Source organism: Kribbella sp. VKM Ac-2566, assembly GCF_004366005.1.
Taxonomy (GTDB): Bacteria; Actinomycetota; Actinomycetes; order Propionibacteriales; family Kribbellaceae; genus Kribbella; species Kribbella pratensis.
The window spans coordinates 178,816-201,702 of the sequence record NZ_SODT01000014.1 but is presented as its reverse complement, the minus strand read 5'-3'; the positions used below and the strand labels follow the sequence as shown (position 1 = coordinate 201,702).

At 68.3% G+C, this 22,887-nt stretch carries 14 protein-coding genes; 5 read left to right on the top strand and 9 right to left on the bottom strand.

Annotation, left to right across the window (positions count from 1 at the left end; genetic code table 11):
* Positions 1-7: 7 nt before the first annotated feature.
* Genes EV647_RS34870 through EV647_RS34850 form a run of 5 tightly spaced genes read right to left on the bottom strand, consistent with a single transcriptional unit; the run spans position 8 to position 5,765 of the window.
* Positions 8-802 (bottom strand): ribonuclease activity regulator RraA, encoded by a 795-nt coding sequence (locus tag EV647_RS34870; RefSeq protein ID WP_134010735.1) that lies wholly within the window; start codon positions 800-802, stop codon positions 8-10.
* A gap of 19 nt (positions 803-821) precedes the next feature.
* On the bottom strand, positions 822-2,738 hold the full coding sequence (locus tag EV647_RS34865) for a hypothetical protein (RefSeq protein WP_134010733.1): 1,917 nt from the start codon (positions 2,736-2,738) through the stop codon (positions 822-824).
* Positions 2,735-3,613, bottom strand: coding sequence for a carbohydrate ABC transporter permease (locus EV647_RS34860; RefSeq protein ID WP_134010731.1), 879 nt, complete (start codon positions 3,611-3,613; stop codon positions 2,735-2,737). Before EV647_RS34860 ends, EV647_RS34865 begins: the two co-directional genes overlap by 4 nt.
* Complete coding sequence (locus EV647_RS34855; RefSeq protein ID WP_134010729.1) at positions 3,610-4,452, bottom strand: carbohydrate ABC transporter permease; 843 nt, start codon at positions 4,450-4,452, stop codon at positions 3,610-3,612. Before EV647_RS34855 ends, EV647_RS34860 begins: the two co-directional genes overlap by 4 nt.
* A gap of 35 nt (positions 4,453-4,487) precedes the next feature.
* Positions 4,488-5,765, bottom strand: a complete 1,278-nt coding sequence (locus tag EV647_RS34850; RefSeq protein WP_166680496.1) for an ABC transporter substrate-binding protein — start codon at positions 5,763-5,765, stop codon at positions 4,488-4,490.
* Positions 5,766-5,942: 177 nt separating this feature from the next.
* On the opposite strand from EV647_RS34850, the gene EV647_RS34845 reads away from it, so the two are divergent.
* Genes EV647_RS34845 through EV647_RS34830 form a run of 4 tightly spaced genes read left to right on the top strand, consistent with a single transcriptional unit; the run spans position 5,943 to position 13,003 of the window.
* On the top strand, positions 5,943-7,070 hold the full coding sequence (locus EV647_RS34845) for an FCD domain-containing protein (RefSeq protein WP_134010725.1): 1,128 nt from the start codon (positions 5,943-5,945) through the stop codon (positions 7,068-7,070).
* Positions 7,063-7,827: an amidohydrolase gene (locus tag EV647_RS34840; RefSeq protein WP_134010723.1), complete on the top strand. Its 765-nt coding sequence runs from the start codon at positions 7,063-7,065 to the stop codon at positions 7,825-7,827. Before EV647_RS34845 ends, EV647_RS34840 begins: the two co-directional genes overlap by 8 nt.
* Positions 7,824-10,256: a glycoside hydrolase N-terminal domain-containing protein gene (locus tag EV647_RS34835; RefSeq protein WP_134010721.1), complete on the top strand. Its 2,433-nt coding sequence runs from the start codon at positions 7,824-7,826 to the stop codon at positions 10,254-10,256. Before EV647_RS34840 ends, EV647_RS34835 begins: the two co-directional genes overlap by 4 nt.
* Positions 10,253-13,003, top strand: coding sequence for a glycoside hydrolase (locus tag EV647_RS34830; protein WP_134010718.1), 2,751 nt, complete (start codon positions 10,253-10,255; stop codon positions 13,001-13,003). The genes EV647_RS34835 and EV647_RS34830 overlap by 4 nt, the downstream gene beginning before the upstream one ends.
* Before the next feature lie 355 nt (positions 13,004-13,358).
* Here the strand turns inward: EV647_RS34830 and EV647_RS34820 are convergent, their stop codons facing one another.
* On the bottom strand, positions 13,359-14,063 hold the full coding sequence (locus EV647_RS34820; RefSeq protein WP_134010716.1) for an SDR family oxidoreductase: 705 nt from the start codon (positions 14,061-14,063) through the stop codon (positions 13,359-13,361).
* Between the two features lie 79 nt (positions 14,064-14,142).
* On the opposite strand from EV647_RS34820, the gene EV647_RS34815 reads away from it, so the two are divergent.
* Positions 14,143-14,520: a helix-turn-helix domain-containing protein gene (locus tag EV647_RS34815; protein ID WP_134010714.1), complete on the top strand. Its 378-nt coding sequence runs from the start codon at positions 14,143-14,145 to the stop codon at positions 14,518-14,520.
* Between the two features lie 625 nt (positions 14,521-15,145).
* Here EV647_RS34815 and EV647_RS34810 read toward each other — a convergent pair.
* From EV647_RS34810 to EV647_RS34800, 3 genes are read right to left on the bottom strand one after another with little or no spacing between them, the layout of a single operon-like run.
* The gene (locus EV647_RS34810; protein ID WP_134010712.1) at positions 15,146-17,548 is read right to left on the bottom strand and encodes an HNH endonuclease signature motif containing protein; all 2,403 of its coding nucleotides are present in this window, start codon (positions 17,546-17,548) and stop codon (positions 15,146-15,148) included.
* On the bottom strand, positions 17,545-20,646 hold the full coding sequence (locus EV647_RS34805; protein WP_202876419.1) for a glycoside hydrolase family 2 TIM barrel-domain containing protein: 3,102 nt from the start codon (positions 20,644-20,646) through the stop codon (positions 17,545-17,547). The genes EV647_RS34810 and EV647_RS34805 overlap by 4 nt, the downstream gene beginning before the upstream one ends.
* Positions 20,643-22,673: a beta-galactosidase gene (locus tag EV647_RS34800; protein WP_134010710.1), complete on the bottom strand. Its 2,031-nt coding sequence runs from the start codon at positions 22,671-22,673 to the stop codon at positions 20,643-20,645. Before EV647_RS34800 ends, EV647_RS34805 begins: the two co-directional genes overlap by 4 nt.
* Between the last annotated feature and the right edge of the window lie 214 nt (positions 22,674-22,887).

Genomic DNA, 22,887 nt, shown 5'->3' with positions numbered 1-22,887 from the left:
GGGAGGGTCAGTCGCCGGCGTTGCCGTTCCGGCTGCGCCAGCGCTCGTACTCGAGACGGGTCTTCTCGGTCAGGGGGTAGTAGTCACGCAACGGGGCGCCTTCGTCGATCCGGCGCCGGCTGAACTTCTCCCACTCGTCGTGCTCGGCGGCCGCCTGGACGACGGACTCGGCACGCCGGCGGGGTACGACGACGGCACCGTCGTCGTCGGCGAGCACCAGGTCCCCCGGCAGCGTGAGGACGCCGCCGACCGCCACCGGGACGTTGTACGCCCACGGGAACAGCTCGGACTGGGACGCGTAGTGCGGGGTGGCTCCGGTGGACCAGATCGGGACGTCGAGCTCCGACACCCGCGGTACGTCGCGGATCCGGCCGTCGACGACGATGCCGGCCCCGCCGCGGAGCTTGAAGTAGCGGACCAGCATGTCGCCGAAGCAGCCGGTGGTGTGGCTGCCGTACGCCTGGACCACCAGGACGTCACCCGGCTGGATCTCGTCGAGCACGGCCCACAGCGCCGTACTGCGCTCGATGTACTCCTGGGTCTGGCCGTCGGCGATGTCCTCACGCTGTGGCATGAACTGCAGGGTCAGCGCACGGCCGACCACCTTCTTGCCGGGGAACATGCTGGTCGGACCGTCGACGAAGGTCCGGCGGATGCCCTGGTTGTGCAACCGGGCGCAGGCGGTGGCCGACCCGATCTCGGACAGCCGCGACACCAGGTCCGGATCCGGCGCCGGCGGGGTGTCGCCGCGTACCGGCAGGTCCCAGACAGGCGTCACCGGAGCTTGTTCCGTGCTGCTCATATGTCTCCTCAGTACTGAATTAGGCAAGCGCCAGGTGGGCGGCGCGATAGGTGTTTCTGGTCAGCCGCAGATCCAGCCGGATGGTCCGGCCCGGCGGCATCGTCACTTCGAGTCTGTTGCCGTCGACAACGACCGTCCGGCTGCCGGGCGTCGGTGGGGTCGAGGTGTACGCCGGGGACGGCCCCGGGTACTCGCCTGTGGCCGTGGACACCGTGGCCTCGTCGATCCGGTCGGTGCCGAAGCTCCCGGCCTGAACGATCACCCTGCGGGTCTGGGTCGCGGACAGGTTGACCAGTTGCAGACCTGTCCGGTCCGGCTCCACTGTGTCGACCAGTGCGGCGACATCAGGTGGCAGACCGGGACGGCCGCGGTCCGCGTCCAGGTAAAGGACGCGCAGTGGCAGCAGACCGCCGTTGTAGAGCAGCTGCGGCGTACCTGTGGTCAGCTGCAGCAGCGCCTCGGTGGCGACCGGGTTGTGCCGTTGCCAGTGGTGGATGTTCATGTCGGCCGGGTCGACGGTGTCGACGGCCATCAGGTCCATCCGGCGCTGCACCTGGGACAGTGCGACGCCCAGCATCGCCTCCGGGTAGCCGGGGTTGTCTCCGGCCAAGTAGGCGAGCCAGGGCGCCTCGTGACCGGCGTCCTCCTTGTTGCGGAAGTCGCGGACCGTACGCCAGTCATAACCGCTGCGCTCGCGCAGCATGCTCAACCGGTCGCGGTCACTCGACTCGAAAGATGCCTGCCACAACCACATCGGCAGTCCCAGCTGCGGCGGCTGGTAGTCGAACCACCCGTCGTCGCTGTGCCGGTTCGGGATCAGCAAGGTCGGGTTGGCGCAGTCGTCCCCCAGCTCGGCCTCCCACCGGTCCCGGATGCTCATGTCGGTCTCGTCGACCGCACCGCTGATGCCCCGTTCGTACAGGTGGTCCAGTAGCTGCCGTGCGAAGTCCAGCCGCTTCGCGTCACCCGTGAGCACGACGCCGTTCAACGCCGCGACGCAGGCCGCCGAGCCGACGCTGTAGACACCGTGCGGCCAGTTCCAGCCGTACTTGCCGCCGTACCAGCGGCCGTCGTGAAGCTCGCCGACGATGCCGTTCGGGCCGACGTTGTCGGGCAGCAGGCCGCCGTTCGCCTTGGCGCGCTCCTCCCACGCGTCCAGGTACTCCAGCGTCCACGCGGCGAACCGGTCGCTGTGGTCGTACAGCCAGGCGTTCGCGGTCAGCGTCGTCGCGGCCAGGTTGACTGCGGTGTCACCAGCACCGAGTCGGCGGATCATCTCCGCACCCATGAGGTCCGCGTTCGCCGGGTCCTTCAGATCGTCCCAACTGCTGATCCCGGGTACGCCGGACAGCGGCAGCCCGAAGATCCGCATCCGCTCCTGGTTGGCGCCGAACGTCCGCCACTCGTCGTTGATGCCCCACCGCGGACCGCCGGCGCCGTTGTGCGGCGCGCGGATCGTCCGGGTCACCGGGTCGTAGTTGGCCGCCGGCGATCCCGGGAGGTACAGCTCGGCGAACCGGTACGCGCGCTCGCGGAACACCTCGTCCGTCGGGTCGGCCGCGCACAGCGAGTAGAAGAAGATCATCGACTCGCCGAGGTGGAACCAGTCGTACCCGCGCTCGAACTCGTCGACCAGGAACCCCAGGTCGGTGAGCTGCCGGGTGACGCCTTCCCAGTGCCACTTCGACACGTCGATCAGGTCGTCAGCGCCACCGAGCTGGTAGAGCACCGGCCAGTTGACGAAGGCCTCGTAGAAGTCGTCCGCACCGTCGCGGCTCTGCACCGGGCCGGCGTACCGCAGGCTGCCGTCGGGGAGGCAGTAGCGTTCGCGGAACAGCCACCAGCCCTCGTCCATCACGTCGAACAGGCGCCGCTGCATGATCGCCCAGGCCGGGGGCGAGCCGATCGGTATCTCCGCGACAACAGGTTCGTTCATCCCTTGGTCGCTCCCGCGGTCAGGCCGCTGATCACGTGCCGCTGGAGCAGCACGAAGACCACCAGCAACGGAGCCACTGCGAGCAGCAGCGTCGGGAACACCACCGTGTAGTCGGTGGAGTACTGGCTCACCGCGGCGTACACGCCGGTCGTCACGGTGTAGAGACCGCTGCCCGGGCCGAGGATGATCTGTGGGTTCACGAAGTCGTTCCACACCGAGAAGGTGTTCAGGATGACCATCGTCACCACGGCCGGCTTCATCAGCGGGAACACGATCGACCAGAACACCCGGTGCTTGCCGGCCCCGTCGACCGCGGCCGCCTCGTCCAGGCTGGCCGGGATCGTCATGATGTATCCGGCGTACAGGAAGATCGAGAACGGCAGCGTCAGCGTGGTCTCGAACAGGACGAACCCGGGGATCGTCCCCATCAGCCCAAGGAACTTCAGCGTGTAGACGACCGGGATCACCAGCACCTGGCTGGGGATGAAGGTCCCGGCGACGAACAGCAGCAGGAGCATCCGGTACCGGCGTTCGCTGCGCCGCGCGATCACGTACGACACCGGACCGGCCAGTGCGACGGACAGCACGTTCACCGACACCACGAACAGGATCGTGACGGCGTACCCCTTTCCGATGTTGAAGTCGGGGTTCGTCGCGGCCTTCCGCAGGTACTCCGTGGTGAGCTGGTCGGGCGCCAGCGAGAACGGGTGCTGCAGGATGTCCTGCTGCGACTTGAACGCGCTGACAATCAGCAGGTACATCGGCACCAGCATCAGCACGCTGGTCACGACCAGGAACGCGACCCGTCCCCAGCCCTTTGCTTTGAAGGGTTTGAACTGCACGCTGGCCACCCGTGGCATCCGGAGCGCGCTCATGCCTGCACTCCTCGGTCAGCACGTGCTCGCAGCCGTGCGACGGTCAGAGCGAGACCTGCGGTGATGACCATCAGTACGACGCTCTGCGCCGAGCCGAACCCGAGCGCGTTGTTGTGGAACGAGTCCCACAGGATCAGGTACGCCGCGGTCTGCGTGGACCCAGCGGGGCCACCTCCTGTCAGCGACACGACGAGGTCGTACGTCTTCAGCAACGTCACCAGCGACAACACGAGGTTCACCGTCACCACGGGCGCCAACGCGGGCAGTGTGACGTTGAAGAACGTCTGCCGCTTCGACGCACCGTCGATGTGCGCCGCCTCCAGCAGGTCCTTCGACACCGTCTGCAGCCCGGCCAGGTAGAGCACTACGTTCACACCGAACCCGGCCCAGACCAGTACGGCGATCAGACTCGCGAGAGCCCATTTCGGGTCGGAGAGGAACGGCAGTACCTCGGCGCCCTTCGACGTGAGCCAGCCGTTGACGACACCCGACGTACCGAGCACTGCGCTCCACAGGAAGCCGACGACCAGTGCGCTCAGCACGTGCGGGTAGAACAGCACGATGCGGAAGAACGCGTTCAGCCGGGACGCACCGTTCACCAGCAAGGCGAATCCGAGTCCGAGCACGCTGAGCAGGACCGTGCCGACAGCCGCGATCAGGAGCGTCACCCAGCCTGCCCGGATCGCCTCGGCGCTGTGGGTCAGGCTGACGTAGTTCTTCAGGCCCACGAACGCCGGGTTCGCGCTGTAGCCGTCCCAGTCGGTCAGGCTGAGGTAGAGCGACAGGCCGACCGGGACGACCAGCATGACGACGAACAGCACCAGGGCCGGGCCGACCATACTGAGGGTCGTCAGATTTGTCGTCAGGCGGGCTCTCACGACTTCGAGCCCATCCAGCTGTCGATGCGGGCAGCGACGTCCTTCGCGCTCTTCCCCGTGTAGAGGCTCTGGACCGCCTTGTTCCATTCGCCGTTGAAGCCCTGCGGCAGCGTGTTGGCGCCGTACCCCTCGCCCTGGGCGACGTGCTTCGGCGCCTGGTCGAGGATGTCCTGCACCTGCTTGCCGAGCGGCGACAGCTTGTCGGTGTAGCCCTTGCGGAAGTTGCCGTCCTGCGCGAGCTGGCTCTGGACGGCGGTCTTGTCCGTGACCAGCCACTGCACCAGCTTCACCGAGAGGTCACGCTGCTTGGTCGACTTCAGGATCATGTACGGCGCGGCCATCGTGACACCCTGCGGACCCGGCGACGGCTGCCCCTTGTCGGTCGGGGCGGCGAACACACCGAGGTCGAACTTCGGCTTGGCGTCGTCGGCCGTGCGGACGAACCAGCTGCCCATGATGTACATGCCGGCCTTGCCGGACAGGAAGTTGGTCTGCGCGCCGACGTCCTTCAGGCCGAGCGCGTTCTTGTCGACGTAGCCGTTCTTGATCCAGGACTCGTAGCGCTCCAGCAGCGGCAGCATCGTGTCGCCGACCTTGGCCTGCTTGGAGCTGATCTGCTGGTACCAGTCCGGGTACTTGGTGGCGATCGACGGGTCGCTGAGCTGCAGCAGCTGCAGACCGGTCACGTAGTCGCCGGCGGTCTGCAGCGGCAGGTATCCGGCCGCCTTGAGCTTGCCCATGGCCGCGGTCAGCTCGTCCAGGTCCTTCGGCGGGGCGCTGATGCCGGCCTTCGCGAAGGCGTCCTTGTTGTAGAACACCAGCGACTGCGCCTGCTGACCGACACCGACCGTGTACACCTTTCCGTCCAGCGAGGCCTGCTCCACCAGCGGGGTGTCCTTGGTCCACGCCTGGTCGGTCAGGTCGAGCATCTGCGGCGCCAGCACCTTGTCGGCCATCAGCGTCTCGACGACATCCGGCGCGTTGCCGGCCGCCAGCAGTTGCGGCAGCGTGTCCTTGACGCCCGAACCGGTCGGCGCCTCGATCTTCACGTCGACGCCAGGGTTGGCGTCCTCGAAGGGCTTGACCAGGCCCTCCCAGTAACTCTTGGTCAGGTTGGGGGTGATGTTGACCAGCATCCGCACTTGGCCGGTGCTGTCACCAGCAGCACCCTTGTCGTCACTGAAGCCGCCACCGCAGCCCGCCGCGCCCACCAGGATCACAACGGATGTCAGCAGGCCGAGCGTGCGCCCTGGTTTGCGTGCCGAACGAGCCATTTCCGGGTCCTCCTCGGATCGTCCCGGCGTCGGGGGCGGCCGGGCGTCGTTATCGAGTGACGATGCAGAGCGCAGCGCTGAAGTGTCAACGTTTAAACGGCAAAGTGGACGTTCTGAGTCAGAAGTCCGTGCCATATAGGGTTGGCAGAACGCTGTGAACCGGGTCACCATGCAGCCATGCCCGATGCCGGAAGACCGAAGTCGCCGCTGACCCTGTCGGTGCCCGAGCGGACCGCGCTCAGCCAGCTCGCGGCCGCCCCGCGGACCAGTGCCGCGATGCGGCTGCGGGCCCGGATCGTGCTGGCCAGCGCCGAGGGACGCTCGAACAAGGCGGTCGCGGACCTGCTCGAGGTCACCCCGGGCACGGTCGGCAAGTGGCGCCGGAGGTTCCTCCGGATGGGCATGGCCGGCCTCGACGACGGGATGCGCAGCGGACGGCCGCGGATGGTCGACCGGGTGCAATTGGGCGCGGCGTCGATAACAGGTGCGCCAACATCGATGGCCGATTCCGGACATCGCCCCTCGACCCGCGAGCTGGCCGCGGCGTACGGCGTCTCGCAGTCGACGGTCTCGCGGCGGCGCCGGGAGGAGATCCAGCACTACCGCTCCGGTGCTGGAACTGTTGTGGCGACCAGCCATCCCGCCCCACCGCCGCCAAGTGACACAGAGTTGCTGTCCGACCGGGTGTACGAGGCGATCCGCGGCTGGATACTGTCCGGCGAGCTGGCGCCCGGGATGCGCGTGGTCGAGTCCGAGATCGCCCGGGTGCTCGGCACCAGCCAGACCCCGGCCCGGGAAGCGGTACGCCGGTTGGCGCACGAGGGACTCGTCACGTACCGCCCGCGGCTGGGGAACTTCGTCACCGAGATCTCGCAGGTCGAGGCCCGCGAGGCGCGGGAGGTCCGCGTACTGCTCGAGTCCGCGGCAGCGCGCCGGGCGACCGGCCACGCGCCACCGGAGGAACTCGACCTGCTCCGGATCGAGGTGCAGCGGATGATCGAGGCGGCCGGGCATCACGACATCGGCGCGTTCCGCGAGGCTGACCTGCGGTTCCACCGGCAGGTGCTGGCGACCAGCGGCAACTCGATGCTGCTGCGCGTGTGGCGGACCCTGGAGCCGGCGCTGTGGAGCCTGCAGGTGGTGTCGAACGCGATGTACGCCGGCGACTGGGGCCTGATGGCGCGCCGCCACCTGGACCTGATCGAGGTACTCGCCGGCACCGACCCCGAGGACTCCGCCCGTCTCTTCGCCGCCCACGCCCGCGGCGAGAGCTCGATCACCAGACCAGCCGGCCACCATGATTGACGCCCACGTCCACGTCTGGGACCTGACCCGCCGCCGCCTCCCCTGGCTGGCTCCCGACCACCCCCTCCGCCGCAACTTCACCCTCTCTGGCGTAACCGACAGCGAAGTCGTGCTGGTTCAGGCGGATGCCGACCCAGCTGAGGTGGATGACCTGCTGGCTCTGGCTCAGGAGAACGCGGCTGTGGTTGGTGTGGTCGGCTGGTTCGACCTGCTCGACTTCCCGGACCGGCTGCCGGACGACCCGCTTCTTGTCGGCGTGCGCAGTCCACCGGTCGACCAGACCGACCCTGACCTGCTGACAGCTCCCGCGCACGTGCGCGGCGTGCGGGCCGCCGCCGACGCCGGCCTCGCCATCGACCTCCTGCTCCGCCCCTCCGCCCTGATCGGCGCCGCCCGGCTGGCTTCCGCCGTACCGGACGCCCGTCTCGTGCTCGACCACCTCGGCAACCCGACAGCTGCCACCGCCGAGTGGCGGTCCGGAATGCAGGCACTCGCCGAGTGCCCGAACGTGACCGTCAAGCTCTCCGGCAACGCCCACCTCGCGACCGACGACCTCCGCACGCTGGTCGACGTCGCCCTCGAACTCTTCGGCAGTGAACGGTTGCTGTTCGGCTCGGACTGGCCCGTGTGCACGCTGGCCGCCACCCGCGCCGAGGTGATCCGCCGTACCACCGCACTGCTGCCACCTGCCACGCACAACGACGTGTTCCGTGGCACCGCCCAGCGCATCTACCGCTCCAGGGAGACCGCCCCATGACCCAGTACACCCGCCGTCAGGTCCTGCGGACCGCCGGCGCCGCGGCCGGCACCGCAGTTGTCGCCGGCTCGCTCACCAACCCCCTGACTGCCGGAGCCGTCGGCTCACCGCCCGGCAGTGACACCAACCCGCTCAAACTCTGGTACACCCAGCCCGCCACCGAGTGGCTCCAGGCACTTGCCATCGGCAACGGGCGCCTCGGCGCCATGGTGTACGGCGGCACCGCGACCGAGCAGCTGCAACTGAACGAGGACTCGATCTGGGCCGGTGGTCCACACCAGTACGACGACCCGATCGGCAAGGACGTCCTCCCGGAGATCCGCCGGCTGATCGCCGAGGAGAAGTACCTCGACGCGCAGAACCTCGCCGACGCGCACTTCATGGGTCTCCCGCACGAGCAGATGCAGTACCAGCCGGTCGGCTACCTTTCGCTGGCCTTTCCGGGCATCGACGCCACCGCGGTCACGGCGTACCGGCGAGAGCTCGACCTGACCACGGCGATCACGTCGGTCAGCTACGAGCACGCGGGCGTGCGCTACACGCGGGAGGTGTTCGTCAGCCATCCCGCACAGGTGCTGGTGATGCGGCTGACTGCCAGCCAGCGCGGGGCGCTCACGTTCGACGCGACGTACAGCACGGAGCAGGCCGCGACCGCTTCGGCGTACGACAAGCAGACGCTCGCGCTCAACGGGATCAGCGGCGATGCCGAGGGCCTGACCGGTTCGGTCAAGTTCTGCGCTCTGCTGCGCGCTTTCACCGAGGGCGGCAGTACGACGGTTGCTGACGGCAAACTCTCGGTCGCCGGCGCTGACGAGGTCACGCTGCTGTTCTCGGTCGGCACCAGCTACCGCAACTACCTCGACGTCAGCGCGGACCAGGTCGCTCGCGCCGTAGCACCCCTGGCCGCGGTCGGACGCCCGGCGTACGGCGCACTGCGGCACCAGCACGTCGAGGACTACCAGCGGCTCTTCGGGCGCCTCGATATCGACCTCGGTACGTCGGACTCGATCGCGCTGCCGACCGACCAGCGGATCATGGCGTTCCGCAACGGCGGCGATCCGCAACTGGCCGCGCTGTACTACCAGTTCGGCCGGTACCTGCTGATCTCCAGCTCCCGCACCCCGGGCCAGCCCGCGAACCTGCAGGGCATCTGGAGCTACAAGATGCTGCCCGAGTGGCAGTCCAAGTTCACGCTGAACATCAACGCCGAGATGAACTACTGGCCGGCCGGACCGGCCAACCTGGCGGAGTGCTGGGACCCGATGTTCCAGATGATCAGCGAGCTGTCCGAGTCCGGCGCCCGTACTGCGGCCACCATGTACGACGCACCTGGCTGGGTGGCGCACCACAACACCGACGGGTGGCGCGGGACCGCACCGGTCGACTTCGCGTACTACGGGGTCTGGCCGACCGGCGGTGCGTGGCTGTCGCTCCTGTTCTGGGAGCGGTACGAGTACACCGGCGACCTGGACATGCTCCGGAAGTACTACCCGGTCCTGCGCGGCTCTGTGGAGTTCTTCCTCGACCAGCTGCAGACGGACGCAAAGACGGGGTGGCTGGTGACCAGCCCGTCGCACTCCCCCGAGGTCAAGCACCACGACTACGACAACGTCGGCGTGAGCATGTGCGCGGGGCCGACGATGGACACCGAGATCCTGCACGACCTGTTCAAGGTGTTCGGGCAGGCGACCGCGGTGCTTGGTGTCGACAGCGCGATGGCCGCTGCCGCCGCGGACGCGCGGTCGAAGCTGGCACCGATCCAGATCGGGTACCTCGGCCAGATCCAGGAGTGGCTGATCGACTGGGAGGAGGCCGCTCTGGAGACGAGTCGACATGTCTCACACCTGTGGGCAGTCTTCCCCAGCGACCAGGTGACCCCACGCAGTACGCCGGAACTCGCCGACGCTGCCCGCAAGTCGCTGGAGCTGCGCGGCCCGGCTGTGACCGCAGGGTGGTCGCTGGCGTGGAAGCTCAACCTCCGGGCCCGGCTGCTCGAGCCGGACAACGCGTACAAGCACCTGACGCAGCTGCTGGGCCCCGGACGTACCGCGCCGAACATGTTCGACCTGCACCCGCCGTTCCAGATCGACGGAAACTTCGGCGGTGTCTCCGGGATCACCGAGATGATCATGCAGAGCCACTCCGGCGAAGTCGCGCTACTCCCCTGCCTGCCGACGGCGTTCCCGACCGGGACCGTCCGGGGTATGCGCGCCCGCGGCGGCTTCGACCTCGAGTTCTCGTGGTTCGGCGGGAAGTTGACCAAGGCAACTGTTCGGTCGCTGCTCGGCAACCGACTACGGCTGCGGACCGGCGCTTCGGTGGATGTCAAGTCGTCCATCGGCCCGGTGGCGTTCGCCCGCCCGGAGGACGGCGTCGTGGAGTTCCGCACTCGCCCGGGTGTCGACTACTTCATCGAGGTGCGCCCGTGACGGCTCTTCGATTGACGCTGCCGTTGCTGGCCGCGCTGCTCACTGTGGGCGCCACCGCTGTGCCGGCTGCGAGTAGTACGCCTTCTGAGCAGGGGACGACCGCCTGGCGTGACGGTGCGCTGCACAGCGACACGGCAGGGCTGGTGTCGCGGTCCGACCTCGTTCAGGAGGGCCCTGCGTGGCGCTCGTACCAGGCGATGCCGCTGGGAAACGGTGTGCTCGGCGCTTCGGTCTGGGCCGAGAAGGGCTACAGCGCACAGCTCAACCGCGTAGACACGTTCCCGGACCTCAAGTCCGCCGGGCGTCTCGTCGTACCCGGTCTGGACTCTCTGATGCGTGCTGACGACTACAGCGGACGGCTGGCGCTGTACGACGGTCAGGTCGTACAGAGCGGTGGCGGTCTCACTGCACGCTCCTACGTGCGTGCTGACGCGGACCAGTTCGTTCTGGAGGTGACTGGTGCGGACCCATCGCAAGAGCAGACCGCTGACCTGAAGCTATGGGCCGGCCGTACCCCGGCCGTCAGTGCAGCTGGTGGGATTGCTGCGCTCGCGGAGACGTTCCACGACGAGGCCTCCGGCAGCATCACCGGTGCGGTTGCCGCACTGACCGCACAGGCCGAGGGCGTCACCGCGTCGGTGGTGGACCCGCTGACGGTGCGGCTGACGTTCCGGCCGCGTGCGGACGGCAGTTTCCGGCTCGTGGTCGGCGTACCGTCGTACCGCGGCGGAGAACTACGGACAGCCGCGCGACGTGCCGTTGTCGAGTCGCCCAGTCATCACCTCGACTGGTGGCACGCGTTCTGGGACAAGGCGGCGCCGATGCGGATCACGTCGACGGACGGGTCCGGTGAGTACGTCGAGAACCTGCGGACGTTGCAGCTGTACACGATGGCCGCGTCGATGCGCGGCGACGTGCCGAGCACGCATGGTGCGGTGGTGCGGATGTTCTCGTCCTCGGGAGACCAGGCGGACTGGGCCCAGGACTCGTACTGGCACTTCAACCTACGGATGCTGGTGTCCGCGAACCTCGGCGCGGGCATCGGCGAGCTCAACTCGCCGTACTTCAAGTTCTACCTGGACCGTGCCGAGCTGATGCGCGAGTGGACGCGCACACACTGGAAAGGCGGCGAGGGCCTCTGCCTGCCGGAGTTCATGCGGTACGACGGCACAGGCGACGGCTGCGACAACATGCAGGAGCCCAGCTGGACGCGGCGGATCCTGACCAGTGGGCCGGAGCTGGTGAACAACATCTGGCAGCAGTACCGGTACACCGGTGACACGGCCCTGCTGAATCGGAGCTATCCGCTGATGCGGGACGTGGCGCGGTTCTACCTGTCCGCCATGACCACTGGTGCGGACGGCTACCTGCACCTGGAGCACGTGAATGCTCTTGAGGTGCAGTGGGACACCAGCGACCCGGTCCCGGACCTGTCCGCGATGCGGGTGATCTTCCCGCTCGTCGCCGACCTGGCGACGTCGCGTGGCGACACAGCATTGGCCAAGCAGTTGCGGGACGCTGTGGGCAAGCTGCCGCCGTTCCGGACCGTGCAGCGTGGCGGCGAGGAGGTGCTGGCGTGGTCCGGCACCGACGAGGCGTCGCACAACACGCAGAACCCGGAGATGGAGGCGCTCTGGCCGTGGGGCGTGTTCGACGAGACGTCCGAGCTGATGCAGGCGACGTACCGGCAACGGGTGTATCCGCAGGACAAGGACTGGGGCATGGACTCCACCTGGGCGGCCCGGCTCGGGCTCTCGGACGAGGTAAAACGCCTGCTGCTGAAGGGGATCGCGGACTTCCAGATCTACCCGAACGGCTTCACCGTGCACCGCACCGGCCAGGAAGCGGTCCGGAACCGCAGCTTCTACAACGAGTGGGGCGGCGTACTCACCACCGGCCTCCAGGAAGCCCTGGTCCAGTCGTACGACGGGGTTGTGCACGTCGCGCCCGCATGGCCACGTGATTGGGACGTTGCTGGGTCAGTGCAGATCGAGGGCGGGCACCGGATCAGCACCGAGGTGCATCACGGCGTACCGACCGTGGTCGGCATCCAGGCCGGCAGCCGCGAGACGTTGAAGCTGCGCAACCCGTGGCCGGGTCAGCAGGTCCGCGTGGTCGACTCTCATGGACGTGTTGTCGTCGGTGGGACTTCTGCCGACCTCGTGACCCTGCAGACGGCTCCTAGTACGTCATACACGCTCGAGCGCGTCGCCGTACCGCTGTCGTCCTTGACGTTCGCCCCGCTGGCCGGTCAGCCTGCGTCTGCGGTCAAGACGGTCGGCAACCGGGTCCTGGGCATCACGCGGAGCGAGCCGCCGCTGCTGAGCGACCTGGTGTCGGTGCAGTCGCCGGAGAAGCTGACCAACCTCGTCAAGGCTCAGGTCGGTGCACCGATCTATGTGGATCGCAGCTACACGGTCACTGAGCTGCCTGGGGCGTTGAACGGTCAGGCCTTGGTACAGGGCTCCAACGACGACTCCAAGGCGACGACACCACCTGACTACCTGACGCTGAATTTGACTCGGCCGGCGACCGTGTACGTCGCCTTCGATCCCCGCGGCGAGAACGTGTGGTGGCCGTCGTGGCTGTCCTCGTTCACTCGCACTGGTGAGACGGTCGGCACGACCGACCAGCGCCTGGTCCTCTTCAAACGCGACGTACCCGCCGGGCAGCTGTCCCTAGGCCCGAACTCCGGCGTGTCCGGCAAGGGGAACTCCACCTACGTCACGTTTGTGGTACCACGCTGAGCATGTTCAACCACGCACCCGACGGCTACGACTGCCCCTTCTGCCGACTAGCCGCCGGCCGCAAAGACCACCTCACGGCGCAGCACGACATAGTGCTGCGCCGTGAGCACCACGCCATCACGACCTAATCGCTATCCGTAGCACCTACGACTGTGAAGGAATCTCCATCCGCCAACACAACGAACCCGCCGGCTACCAGGACGCCTGGCACTACCACGTCCACGTCTTCCCCCGTTACCCCGACGACAACCTCTACAACACCCGCCACCTGGAAACCCCCGCCACCCCCGCCCAACGAGCCCCCTACATCCACCGCCTCCGCGCGTTCCTCGGCAACTGACGGGCTCACGTGTCGTCAGGAGGTCTTGTGGCGGGCACCGCCCTCGAGGTGGATCGTCTCGCCGGAGATGAAACCCGCGCGGAGCAGCCACATCACCGTGTCGACGACGTCGTCGGACTCGCCGTACCGTCCGACCAGCGTTCCAGCGGCACTCTTGCTCAGCAAGCCGACCTTGCTGTCGCCCAACCGATCCCAGGCACCCGAGTCGACGACCCCGGGCGAGATGGCGTTGACCCGTACCGGGGCGAGGTCCGTCGCGAGGTGGCGAGCAACGTACTCGACCGCACCATTGGTCACTCCCTTGACCAGCGAGCCCCGTCCCGGCCGCCACCCGACGACCCCGGAGAACAACACGATCGACCCGCTCGGCCGCAGTACCGGCGCGAAGTGCTTCGCGACCAGCATCGGCCCGATCACCTTCGCCGTGAACGCAGCGACCAGCTTGTCGTGATCCAACTCAACAGCCCGAACATCGTGCGGCGCCGAACCGGTCGACACGATGTGGTCGATCCCCTCCGCAAACCGCCCGGCCGCTGCCGCAACCGTGGCCTCGTCCTGCAGATCGATGCGCACCGCGGTCGCGCCGATCTCCGCCGCCTGCGCCTCGGCAGCAGCCAGATCACGCGCACCGATCACCACCTCGTACCCGTCCTTCACCGCACGCCGCGCGACGGCCGCTCCCAGCGCCCGTGCACCGCCGATGACCAGGATCCGCTCCACTTTTCGTCACTCCCTCTCGTAGGATCGGACCCACGGTATGGATTTGATACCGGTATCTTCAACGGAACTGGGAGCACCCATGGGCAAGGCGTACAACGTGATGGCGGCAACCTGTCCGAGCCGAACCGTGCTCCACCGCATCGGCGCCCGCTGGACCGTGTTCGTCGTCAACGCCCTCGCTGACGGCCCGCGCCGCTTCACCGACCTGAAGGCACACATCCAGGGCATCACCCCGAAGGTCCTGACCGAGACGCTGCGCTCCCTCGAAGCCGACGGCCTGATCAGCCGGCACGAGCACGCCGAGAACCCGCCACGTGTCGAATACGCCCTGACACCTCTAGGACGATCCCTCCTCGTCCCACTCCGCGCCGTACGAGTCTGGGCCGAACAACACGTCCCCGACATCGAAGCCGCCCGAGCCCGCCACGAGCACCAGACGTACGCCGACACGGTGTGAATGCACGAGCCAGGCTGGCCGCCCGACTCAACCCGGTCAACGCTGGCCCGCCGCTGCGCCTAACGAAGCATCACCCAACTCGAGCTGACGTCCGCAGCTGAATCAGCGTGTGGATCGCCGATCGTAAACCATTCCTCCGGTCCAAGACCGGAGACCAGCTGCACCCGGCCGCATACTGCGCACGAGTTGATGACGCATGTGTGCGCCGCCAGCCCGGCAGGCGAAGAATCGCGGAGATCCGCTGGGATCAGATCATGTCGAAGGAGGTCGGGCCGGAGCCGGACTCGGCGGTGGCGCGCTCACCCCGGACCGCGAACCGGGCCGCTTCCGCCCGCGTCACCTCATCGACCTGTCAGCTGGATCGCCGTACGCGCCATCGCGTCGGCCGACTGCGCGCCACCCGCTTGGCCTCACACGCCATCCGGCGGCTGCGGGCGCGGCGGTTCCCCGCCCCCACGGATCGTCTGGTGGGGTTGAGACTTGGAGCTTTGGGTTGCCGGTGGGCGCGGGTTCGCCGTCCGGCTGCTGTGCGGACAGAGGCATGCCCGGCGGGGTTGCCAGTCTGCCCGCGGATCGTGCAGACCCGATGGCAACTCCTTGCAGGCCGGCCTCGTCCTGGTCCCGTTCAGATCGTGGCGAAGGAGGGCGGGCCGGTGTCGGCGTCGTCGGTGGCGCGCGCACCCCACACCGCGAACCGGGCCGCTTCCGCGCGGGTCGACTCGTCGGCGTGCCAGCGGCTCGGTCTCACACCCGACCCGGTGGCCGCGGGCGCGGCGGTGTCACCCCAGGGATCGTCTTGTGGGCTTGAGATTCGAGGCTTTGAGTTGCCGGCGGGCGTCGGCTCGCCGTCCGATGGCTCCGAGGGCGTGGGGTGCTCGCGCGGTGGCTGGGGTGGCCGGGGTGCGTCACCCGTTGGTTTGTGCGCCCGGGATGGGTCATCGAGTGGGCCCGCGGGCGTGGGGCGATCACCCGGCGGCTCGTGCGCTCGGAAGGCGGCCTCCGATGGGCCCGAGGGCGTGCGGTGCTCGCGCCGCGGCCCGGGTAACCGGGGTGCGTCATCCGGTGGTTCGTGTGCCCGAGAGATGTCGTCCGATGGGCCCGACGGCGTGGGGTGTTCGCCCGGTGGTTCGGACGCCCGGGATGGGTCATCGGGTGGGCGCGAGGGCGTGGGGTGATCACCCGGCGGCTCGTGTGCGCGGGATGGGTCGTCCGGTGGGCGCGAGGGCGTGGGGTGGTCGCCGGGTGGCTTGGGTGCTTGGGGTGTGTCGGCCGGTGGTTGGTGTGGGTGGCGGGGTGGGTCGGCCCAGGTGGGTCGGGTGACGTGGACTTGGCCGTTGGTGATGGTGATGGTCCAGTGGCCGTGGTGGAGGTCGGTGTGGTGGCGGCGGCAGACCAGGGCGAGGTTGTCGAGCTTGGTGTGGCCGCCGTCGATCCAGGAGATCAGATGATGTGCGTCGCACATGACCGGTGGCGCATTGCAGATGACGCAGCCCCGGTCGCGGGTGTTGAGGGCGCGGCGGAGGGCTTTGGTGACGAGGCGTTCTCGGCGGCCGACGTCGAGGGGTTCGGAGTTGGAGCCGAGCACGATCGGGATGACGTTGGCGTCGCAGGCGAGGCGTCGGATGGTGGCGGCGGACAGGCCGTTGCTGTAGACGGTGTGCCCGATCGCATCAGCGGTCGCTGCCTTCAGGTCTTCCAGGTCGATTGTGACGGTCAGGTTCGCCTTCGCCCCGAACCCAGGCACCACATCACTACTCGCACCACCGCCCCGACCAGCCATCACACCAGCACGTTCGTCGGCTATCGCGGAACCGTCCGCACCACAGCCCTGGTCGGTTGCCGCCCCAACAGCCGAGCCAACAGCCGAGCCAACAGCTAAGCCGCTCGCCGCGTCGGCTGTCGTCTCCGCCGTGGAATCGGTGCCCGCTGAACGAGTAGAACCGGCGTTCGTGGGACCACCCTCCGGAGAACCAGCCGCCGCGGACTCAGTCTCGGTGGAACCAGCTTGCGGAGAACCAGTCCGCGGAGAACCGGCGGCCCCCGTGGAACCCGCCCCCGCAGAACCTGCCTCGGCGGCATCAGCGTCCGGGGAGTCAGCCGTCGGGGAGTCAGCCTGCGGGGAGCTGGCTGGTTTGTCGGTGGGGCGGGGCATGGTGGGTGAGGGGGTGCCGGCGTCGAGGGTGCCGGCGGCGAGGGTGAGGGTGGTGGTGAGGGCGTCGGCTTGGCGTTTTTCGCGGGAGCGGGGGTCGGGCTGGCCGTCGAGGGTTTTGTGGGGGCGGGCGCCGGTGACGATCAGGGTGCGGAACAGTTCGGCGTTCTCGTTGGCAAGATAGCCCTTGAACTTCACGCCGCGGTCGGCGGTGGTCAGGGTGAGGGTTTCGCGGGCGGCCGCCTTGTGTTCTTCGGGTTCGGGGCCGTCGGTGTCGAGGATGTCGCGGGATTGTTCGGCGGCCTTGCGCAGGTCGGTCGGACACAGGTGCCGGGCGAGACGGACCAGTTCCTGTTCGGCGAACTCCAGATCGGCCACCGGCACCGTCGTCGGCACCTTCTCCAGGGCGGTGACGATTGCTTCGGCTTGCGCCGGCCATAACAGCACCTCGGGCGGTTCGTCCCGGTCCTGCGCCACGTCGGGGAGGGCGGCGGTGACGGCTGGGTACTTGGGGAGCGCGCGGGCCAGGCGGACGTCGCGGTAGGCGCGGGAGTGGTCGAGGCGGTAGCGGAACTCCAGGTACTGCACCATGTCACGGGCACCGACCCGTTCGGCATACCCGGAGGAGTCCATCGCCGCGACCAGCCGCAACCGGCGCGTCTCAAGCCGCGCCAGCTCGGCATCGGCCTGGTCGAGAGCGCGAGCCAGCTCCGCGTCGCTCATCAACTCAACCGGCTTGTCCATATCGAGAGCGCGCGCCAGTTCGGCGTCGCTCATCAACTCGGCCGGCTTGTCCATGTAGCAGAGCCTAGACACCGCCACCGACAGTTTCCAAAGCCAGATCCCCTTATTTTCAAGGAGATTCGGTGCAGCTCTCAACTGTATGGGTGGAATCTGAGAGTAAAGGTGTAGGGCGCTACTTCGAGGGTGTGCTGCTGGGTGGCGGGTGGGCCACAGGATGCTGAGCCTAGGCCGTTTTGGGCCAGGTCGAGGTTCAAGTAGATGTGGTCGTGGGGCGTGAGGTCCGAGCGGTGACGGGCGCGTTCCAGGTCTTCGGTGGTCCAGCGGCGGGCGGTGAGCTGGAAGTGCGGCGTACCGGCGACTCGAAAACCGTTGCTGTTGGCATCGGTCAGCGAAGCCCAGCGTACGTCGATGCGGGAGCCGTTCTCCTGCGGTACGACGTACGGCGTCTGCAGCTCGTCTACGGTGCATGCGTACCGTCCCACTCGGGCTGCCTCGCGGCTGTCGGCGTACGCCTCACCCAGGCCACCGCCGTACCACTGCACATTCTCCAGCTCCTTGGGGAGCGTCAGCCGTACGCCGACGCGCGGCCAACTGCCGCAGCGTGGTGTGACTGCTGTGCCGGCCCACTCGCCCTCCGGCTGTACGTCGACGGTCAGTTGGAGGCCGTGCTCGTTGGCGGTCCAGCGGTACGTCGTACGCGCGCTGACGCCGAGGCCTTCGGGGGCTACTCTCGTGCGCACGATTAGCTCGTTGGCCTGCACTTCTACGGCGTCGACTCGGTGTAGCAGTCGGTCGAGGCCGGCGGCTCGCCATTCCTGGGTGACGCCGTTCCGGCCGCCTTGGCCGTTGTCGTTGTCTGTGGGGGCACGCCAGAGGTCCAGCTCCGGGCCGTCGACCACCTGTCCGAACAGGCGGGTCAGCTTGCCGGTACGACGGTCGAACTCTCCTCCACCGAGTGTTAGCGCTTCTCCGTTGTCCGCCACGGGAGCTGCCGCGGTGGCAGGTGTCTCGGTGGGTTGATCCAGCACGAACTGCGCCCAGGCGACCTCGTGCCCGGCAGTAGCCCACGCTTCGTCCTTCGCCAGCACCGCATACACGGTCAGCACCCGCTCTCCATCAGAAGATGAAGAGGCGAGACCAGCCTCAGGTAGAGCGCAGGCTGGGACGGTCGACGCGGGCGCGGCGGGGCGGGCGGGAGTGGTGGCGCTGGTGGCGGTGGCGCTGGTGGCGGTGGCGCTGGTGGCGCTGGTGGCGCGGGTGGCGCTGGTGGCGATGGCGCTGGTGGCGCTGGGGGTGGCGGCCGCGGAGGTGGCGGCCGCGGGGGTGGCGGCCGCGGGCGGGAGGGGGATGGTGGTGGATTGGCCTGGGGGGATGGGTGGGAGGGGCAGGTGGCCGGTGGCTAGTTGTTGGCCGTCTTGGGTGAGGGTCCAGTGGAATTGGAGGTCGGTGGTGTCTGTGTAGGTTCGGTGGTTGTGGATGGTTAGAGGGTCGGGGCCGGTGATGCGTACTGGTTCCAGGACCTTCTTGTATTCGATGAGGCCCGGAGACGGGGTTCGGTCAGGAAACAGCAGACCGTCGATGCAGAAGTTGGCGCCGTGGAGGCGCTCGCCGAAGTCGCCGCCGTACACGTGGTCTGTTGCGCCGGGCAACAACAAGCCGTGGTCGATCCACTCCCAGACGAAGCCGCCCTGCAGGCGCGGGTAGTGCTCCAGGATCCGCTGGTAGTCGGCCAACCCGCCAGGACCGTTACCCATCGCATGGGCGTACTCGGCGAGGATGAACGGCAGCGCACGCCGCCTGGCCTCCAGCGAAGGATGTTCCGCGGTCTCCTCCGGCACGTCCTCCGTTCGCGTCCCGATCGCCTCGAGGTCCTCCAGCGGCGGGTACATCAGGCTGTAGAAGTCCGAGAACTCGTACGTCCTGTCCCGCTCGTAGAACACCGCGCGCTCCGGATCCCGCTGCCGCGTCCACGCGGCGAGCTCGCCGAAGTTCCGGCCGCGGTGGCTCTCGTTGGCCAGCGACCAGATCACCACGCTCGGATGGTTCTTGTCGCGCTCGACCATCCGGCGCATCCTGTCGAGCATCATCGGCGCCCAGTCCGGGTCGTCGGCCGGGTTGCCGCGCCAGTCGGTGTAGATGAAGCCGTGCGTCTCGATGTCGCACTCGTCGATGACCCAGAGGCCGAGTTCGTCGCACAGGTCGAGGAACGCGGGATGTGGTGGATAGTGCGCGGTCCGTACGGCGTTGATGTTGTGCTGCTTCATCAGCACCAGGTCCTGCCGCATCGCCTCGACCGTCATCGCCCGGCCGCGCCGCTCGTCGTGTTCGTGCCGGTTCACGCCGCGGAAGAACAACGGCTTCCCGTTCGCGGTGAACAGCCCGTCGACCATCGCCACGGTCCGGAACCCGATCCGCAGCTCGACCGTCTCCCCCGGCACCTCGACCGTCGCGTCGTACAGCCGCGGCAGCTCAGCCGACCACGGCTCGACCCCACTGATCGTCACCGGCACACCAGGCTCGACGACCACCCCGAGCTCGGGCACCCGCACAACCGCACCCGGCACCGAGTCCGACACCGAGGATGAGCCCAACGACACCACGTCGACTCGGAGTGTCCCGGCGCCGGTCAGGTGGTCGTACGACGCGTGCACGAAGACGTCGTCGATCAACGGGCGTGCGAGCAGGGTCACGTCCCGGAAGATGCCCGGCAACCACCACATGTCCTGGTCCTCGAGGTACGAACCTGACGACCACTGGTGGACCCGCACAGCCAGCGTGTTCCGCCCCGGCCGCAGCAGCTGCCCGACCGTGAACTCGCTCGGCAGCCGGCTCCCCTTCGCGGTCCCGGCCTCGACGCCGTTCACCCACACCTTGAAGCACGAGTCGACGCCCTCGAACCGCAGTACCGCACCGTCGATCGGCCAGTCGTCCGGCAGCTCGAACGTCCGGACGTGGTCGCCCGTCGGGTTCGCGTCCGGCGCGTACGGCGGATCGATCGGGAAGGGAAACGCGGTGTTGGTATACCGCGGTCGGTCGTGTCCCTGGAGTACCCAGTGCCCGGGAACGGTCAACTCGCCCCAGTCCGGCTCGACCTTTGGCATACCATCCGGCGCGCTGTCCCAGAGCTTGAAGTTCCACCGCCCGTTCAGGCTGATCCGCGGCCGGGACGAGCGCAGCCACGCCCGCGGTTCCCGCGCCCCGGTGCTCGGCGTCAGATCCTCGAAGTACCTCACTGCGCCTCCTTGAGCACCCGAACATCCCACGGCCCCAACTCAACCCGCGCCAACGCACCCTGCCCCGACTCCACCGGCACCAGCGGCACGACAGCCATCGGCGGCTCGACGACCACTGCCGTTCCCGACCAGTTGTGGACGAACCACAGGCGCTCCCCCGCCGCGTTGACCGCCGACAGGGCGGTCACCGACGGCGCCCACAGCCGCGACTCCCCATACAGCGCCGCAGCCAGAGCACGATCCGGCACTGTCCCGACGTACGTCACCCGGCCCGCACCGAACTGCTTGCTGGTGACGATCGGTCGGCGTCCAGTCGGATGCTCGTACGTCGCCAGTACGTCGGCATCGTCCACGAGCAACGTCTCCGCCCACCGCGTGACATGCCCGTCCAACCCGCTCACCGGCATCGCCGACTCCAGGTTCTCGAACTCCTGGTATGCCATTCCGGCCGCCTCCCGCAACCGCGGCGGCGCGGTCTCAGGACGCGGCCAGGCCTCCAGATCCGCATACCCGGTCCGCGGTCCGACGATCAGATGCCCGCCGTCCCGCGCATAGGAGACCAACCGATCCAGCACCGCGTCCGACGCGACGTAAAGCCCGGCCGCGACGACCACCGGAGCCGACAACGCAACCTCGAGCCGCTCGACCGGTACCACACCGGGCCGCAACCCGGCGTCCAGAGTCCCCGAGTAGAAGGCCTCTACGATCGTCCGGTACGACGCCTGGTCCGGTATACCACCGTGCGTCGCCAACGGCGGCTGGCACTGCATCGCCCAGTCGCTCTCGTTCGACCACAGCACCGCGACGTCCACATCAGGCGTCAGATCCACCACCGACGACCCGGCCGCCGCCAACTCGGCCCCGATCGCAGCGATCTCGCGGTATACCCGTCCCGGCTCCAAATCGTGCCCGAGAATCCCGCCCCAGAACGTTTCTGCCCCGTGATGGATCGAGTGCCAGTGCCAGTACTCGACCATCCGCGCACCACGCGACACCATCGCCCACGCGAGCTGCCGGAGTTGCCCGTCGTACGGCGGCCGGTTCTGGTGCGCGCCGCCGATCGACGTCGCGTTCGTCTCGGTCACCAGGAACGGCTCACCGCGCGACCCGTAGACCCGATCCGCGGCCAGGAACAACTCGGCGACACTCCGCCCGATCCACCCCGGCTCCAGCCGCGATGGATCCGCCGGCCGAGTCAGCCCGCCCTGGACGTCGACATAAATGTTGCCTGCCGCAACGTCCAGCTGTGACGTCAGCGGTACGTCGGCGACCGCCGGCCGGTCGTACGCGAGGCATGTCGTCACGAACTGCCCGGGCCGCCGCAACCCCCGCAGCAACGAGGCCTGCCACCCGATGAACTCAGAAGTCCGCGCCGCCTGGAACCGCCGCCAGGCCAGGTCGTACGACGGCGTGCTGTTCCCGTCCGGCCGCCACAGCTCGGACCAGTCGCTCAACCGATGCGACCAGTACGTCAATCCCCACGCTTCGTTCAGCGCCTCGACATCGCCGTACTTCCGACGCAGTCGAGCCACGAAGTCCTCGAACGCGGACGAGTTGTGAGCCAGCAGCACACCGGGCTCGTTGTCGACCTGGTACCCGATGACCGCCGGATGATCGCGATGGCGCTCCACGATCCGCCGTACGACCCGCTCCGCGTGGAACAGGAACGCGGGCTGCCCGTAGTCGATCTCCTGCCGGATCCCCCACGGCACTGGTACGCCGGTCTGCCGCTCGGCAGCGATCTCCGGGTGCGCGCGTTGCAGCCACGGCGGCACGGCGTACGTCGGCGTCCCGAGGATCACGCCGATCTCGCGGTCACGGGCACCGTCGAGTACCGGGCGGATCCATTCGAGGTCGAAGACGCCGTCCCGTGGTTCCCAGGTCGACCAGACCGACTCACCGACACGGATGGCGGTGATGCCGGCCGCAACCATCAGGTCCAGGTCGGTCGGGACCCGATCACCGAGTGAGCGCGGCAGGTACTCCGGGTAGTAGGCCGTCCCCAGCACGACATGTGGCGGCAGCATGCGCCAACGCTAACTGACACCACGCGACTCGTGCAATCGTTTGCACACGGGAGAATCGCACAGAGGAGTTGGGCACAAGGAGCTACGCGCGAGGAGTGGCGCCCGAGGAGTGCGCCCGTGGAGCGCGCGCGTGGAGTGGCGCGCGTGGAGCGCGCGCGTGGAGCGCGCGCGTGGAGTGGCGCGCGTGGAGTGGCGCGCGTGGAGCGCGCGCGTG

Bases quoted from the DNA above. Each gene is read 5' to 3' on its own strand.
- EV647_RS34800 (WP_134010710.1), bottom strand. From the start codon at position 22,673: ATGCTGCCGCCACATGTCGTGCTGGGGACGGCCTACTACCCGGAGTAC.
- EV647_RS34865 (WP_134010733.1), bottom strand. From the start codon at position 2,738: ATGAACGAACCTGTTGTCGCGGAGATACCGATCGGCTCGCCCCCGGCC.
- EV647_RS34815 (WP_134010714.1), top strand. From the start codon at position 14,143: ATGGGCAAGGCGTACAACGTGATGGCGGCAACCTGTCCGAGCCGAACC.
- EV647_RS34845 (WP_134010725.1), top strand. From the start codon at position 5,943: ATGCCCGATGCCGGAAGACCGAAGTCGCCGCTGACCCTGTCGGTGCCC.
- EV647_RS34835 (WP_134010721.1), top strand. From the start codon at position 7,824: ATGACCCAGTACACCCGCCGTCAGGTCCTGCGGACCGCCGGCGCCGCG.
- EV647_RS34860 (WP_134010731.1), bottom strand. From the start codon at position 3,613: ATGAGCGCGCTCCGGATGCCACGGGTGGCCAGCGTGCAGTTCAAACCC.
- EV647_RS34850 (WP_166680496.1), bottom strand. From the start codon at position 5,765: ATGGCTCGTTCGGCACGCAAACCAGGGCGCACGCTCGGCCTGCTGACA.
- EV647_RS34870 (WP_134010735.1), bottom strand. From the start codon at position 802: ATGAGCAGCACGGAACAAGCTCCGGTGACGCCTGTCTGGGACCTGCCG.
- EV647_RS34855 (WP_134010729.1), bottom strand. From the start codon at position 4,452: ATGGTCGGCCCGGCCCTGGTGCTGTTCGTCGTCATGCTGGTCGTCCCG.
- EV647_RS34840 (WP_134010723.1), top strand. From the start codon at position 7,063: ATGATTGACGCCCACGTCCACGTCTGGGACCTGACCCGCCGCCGCCTC.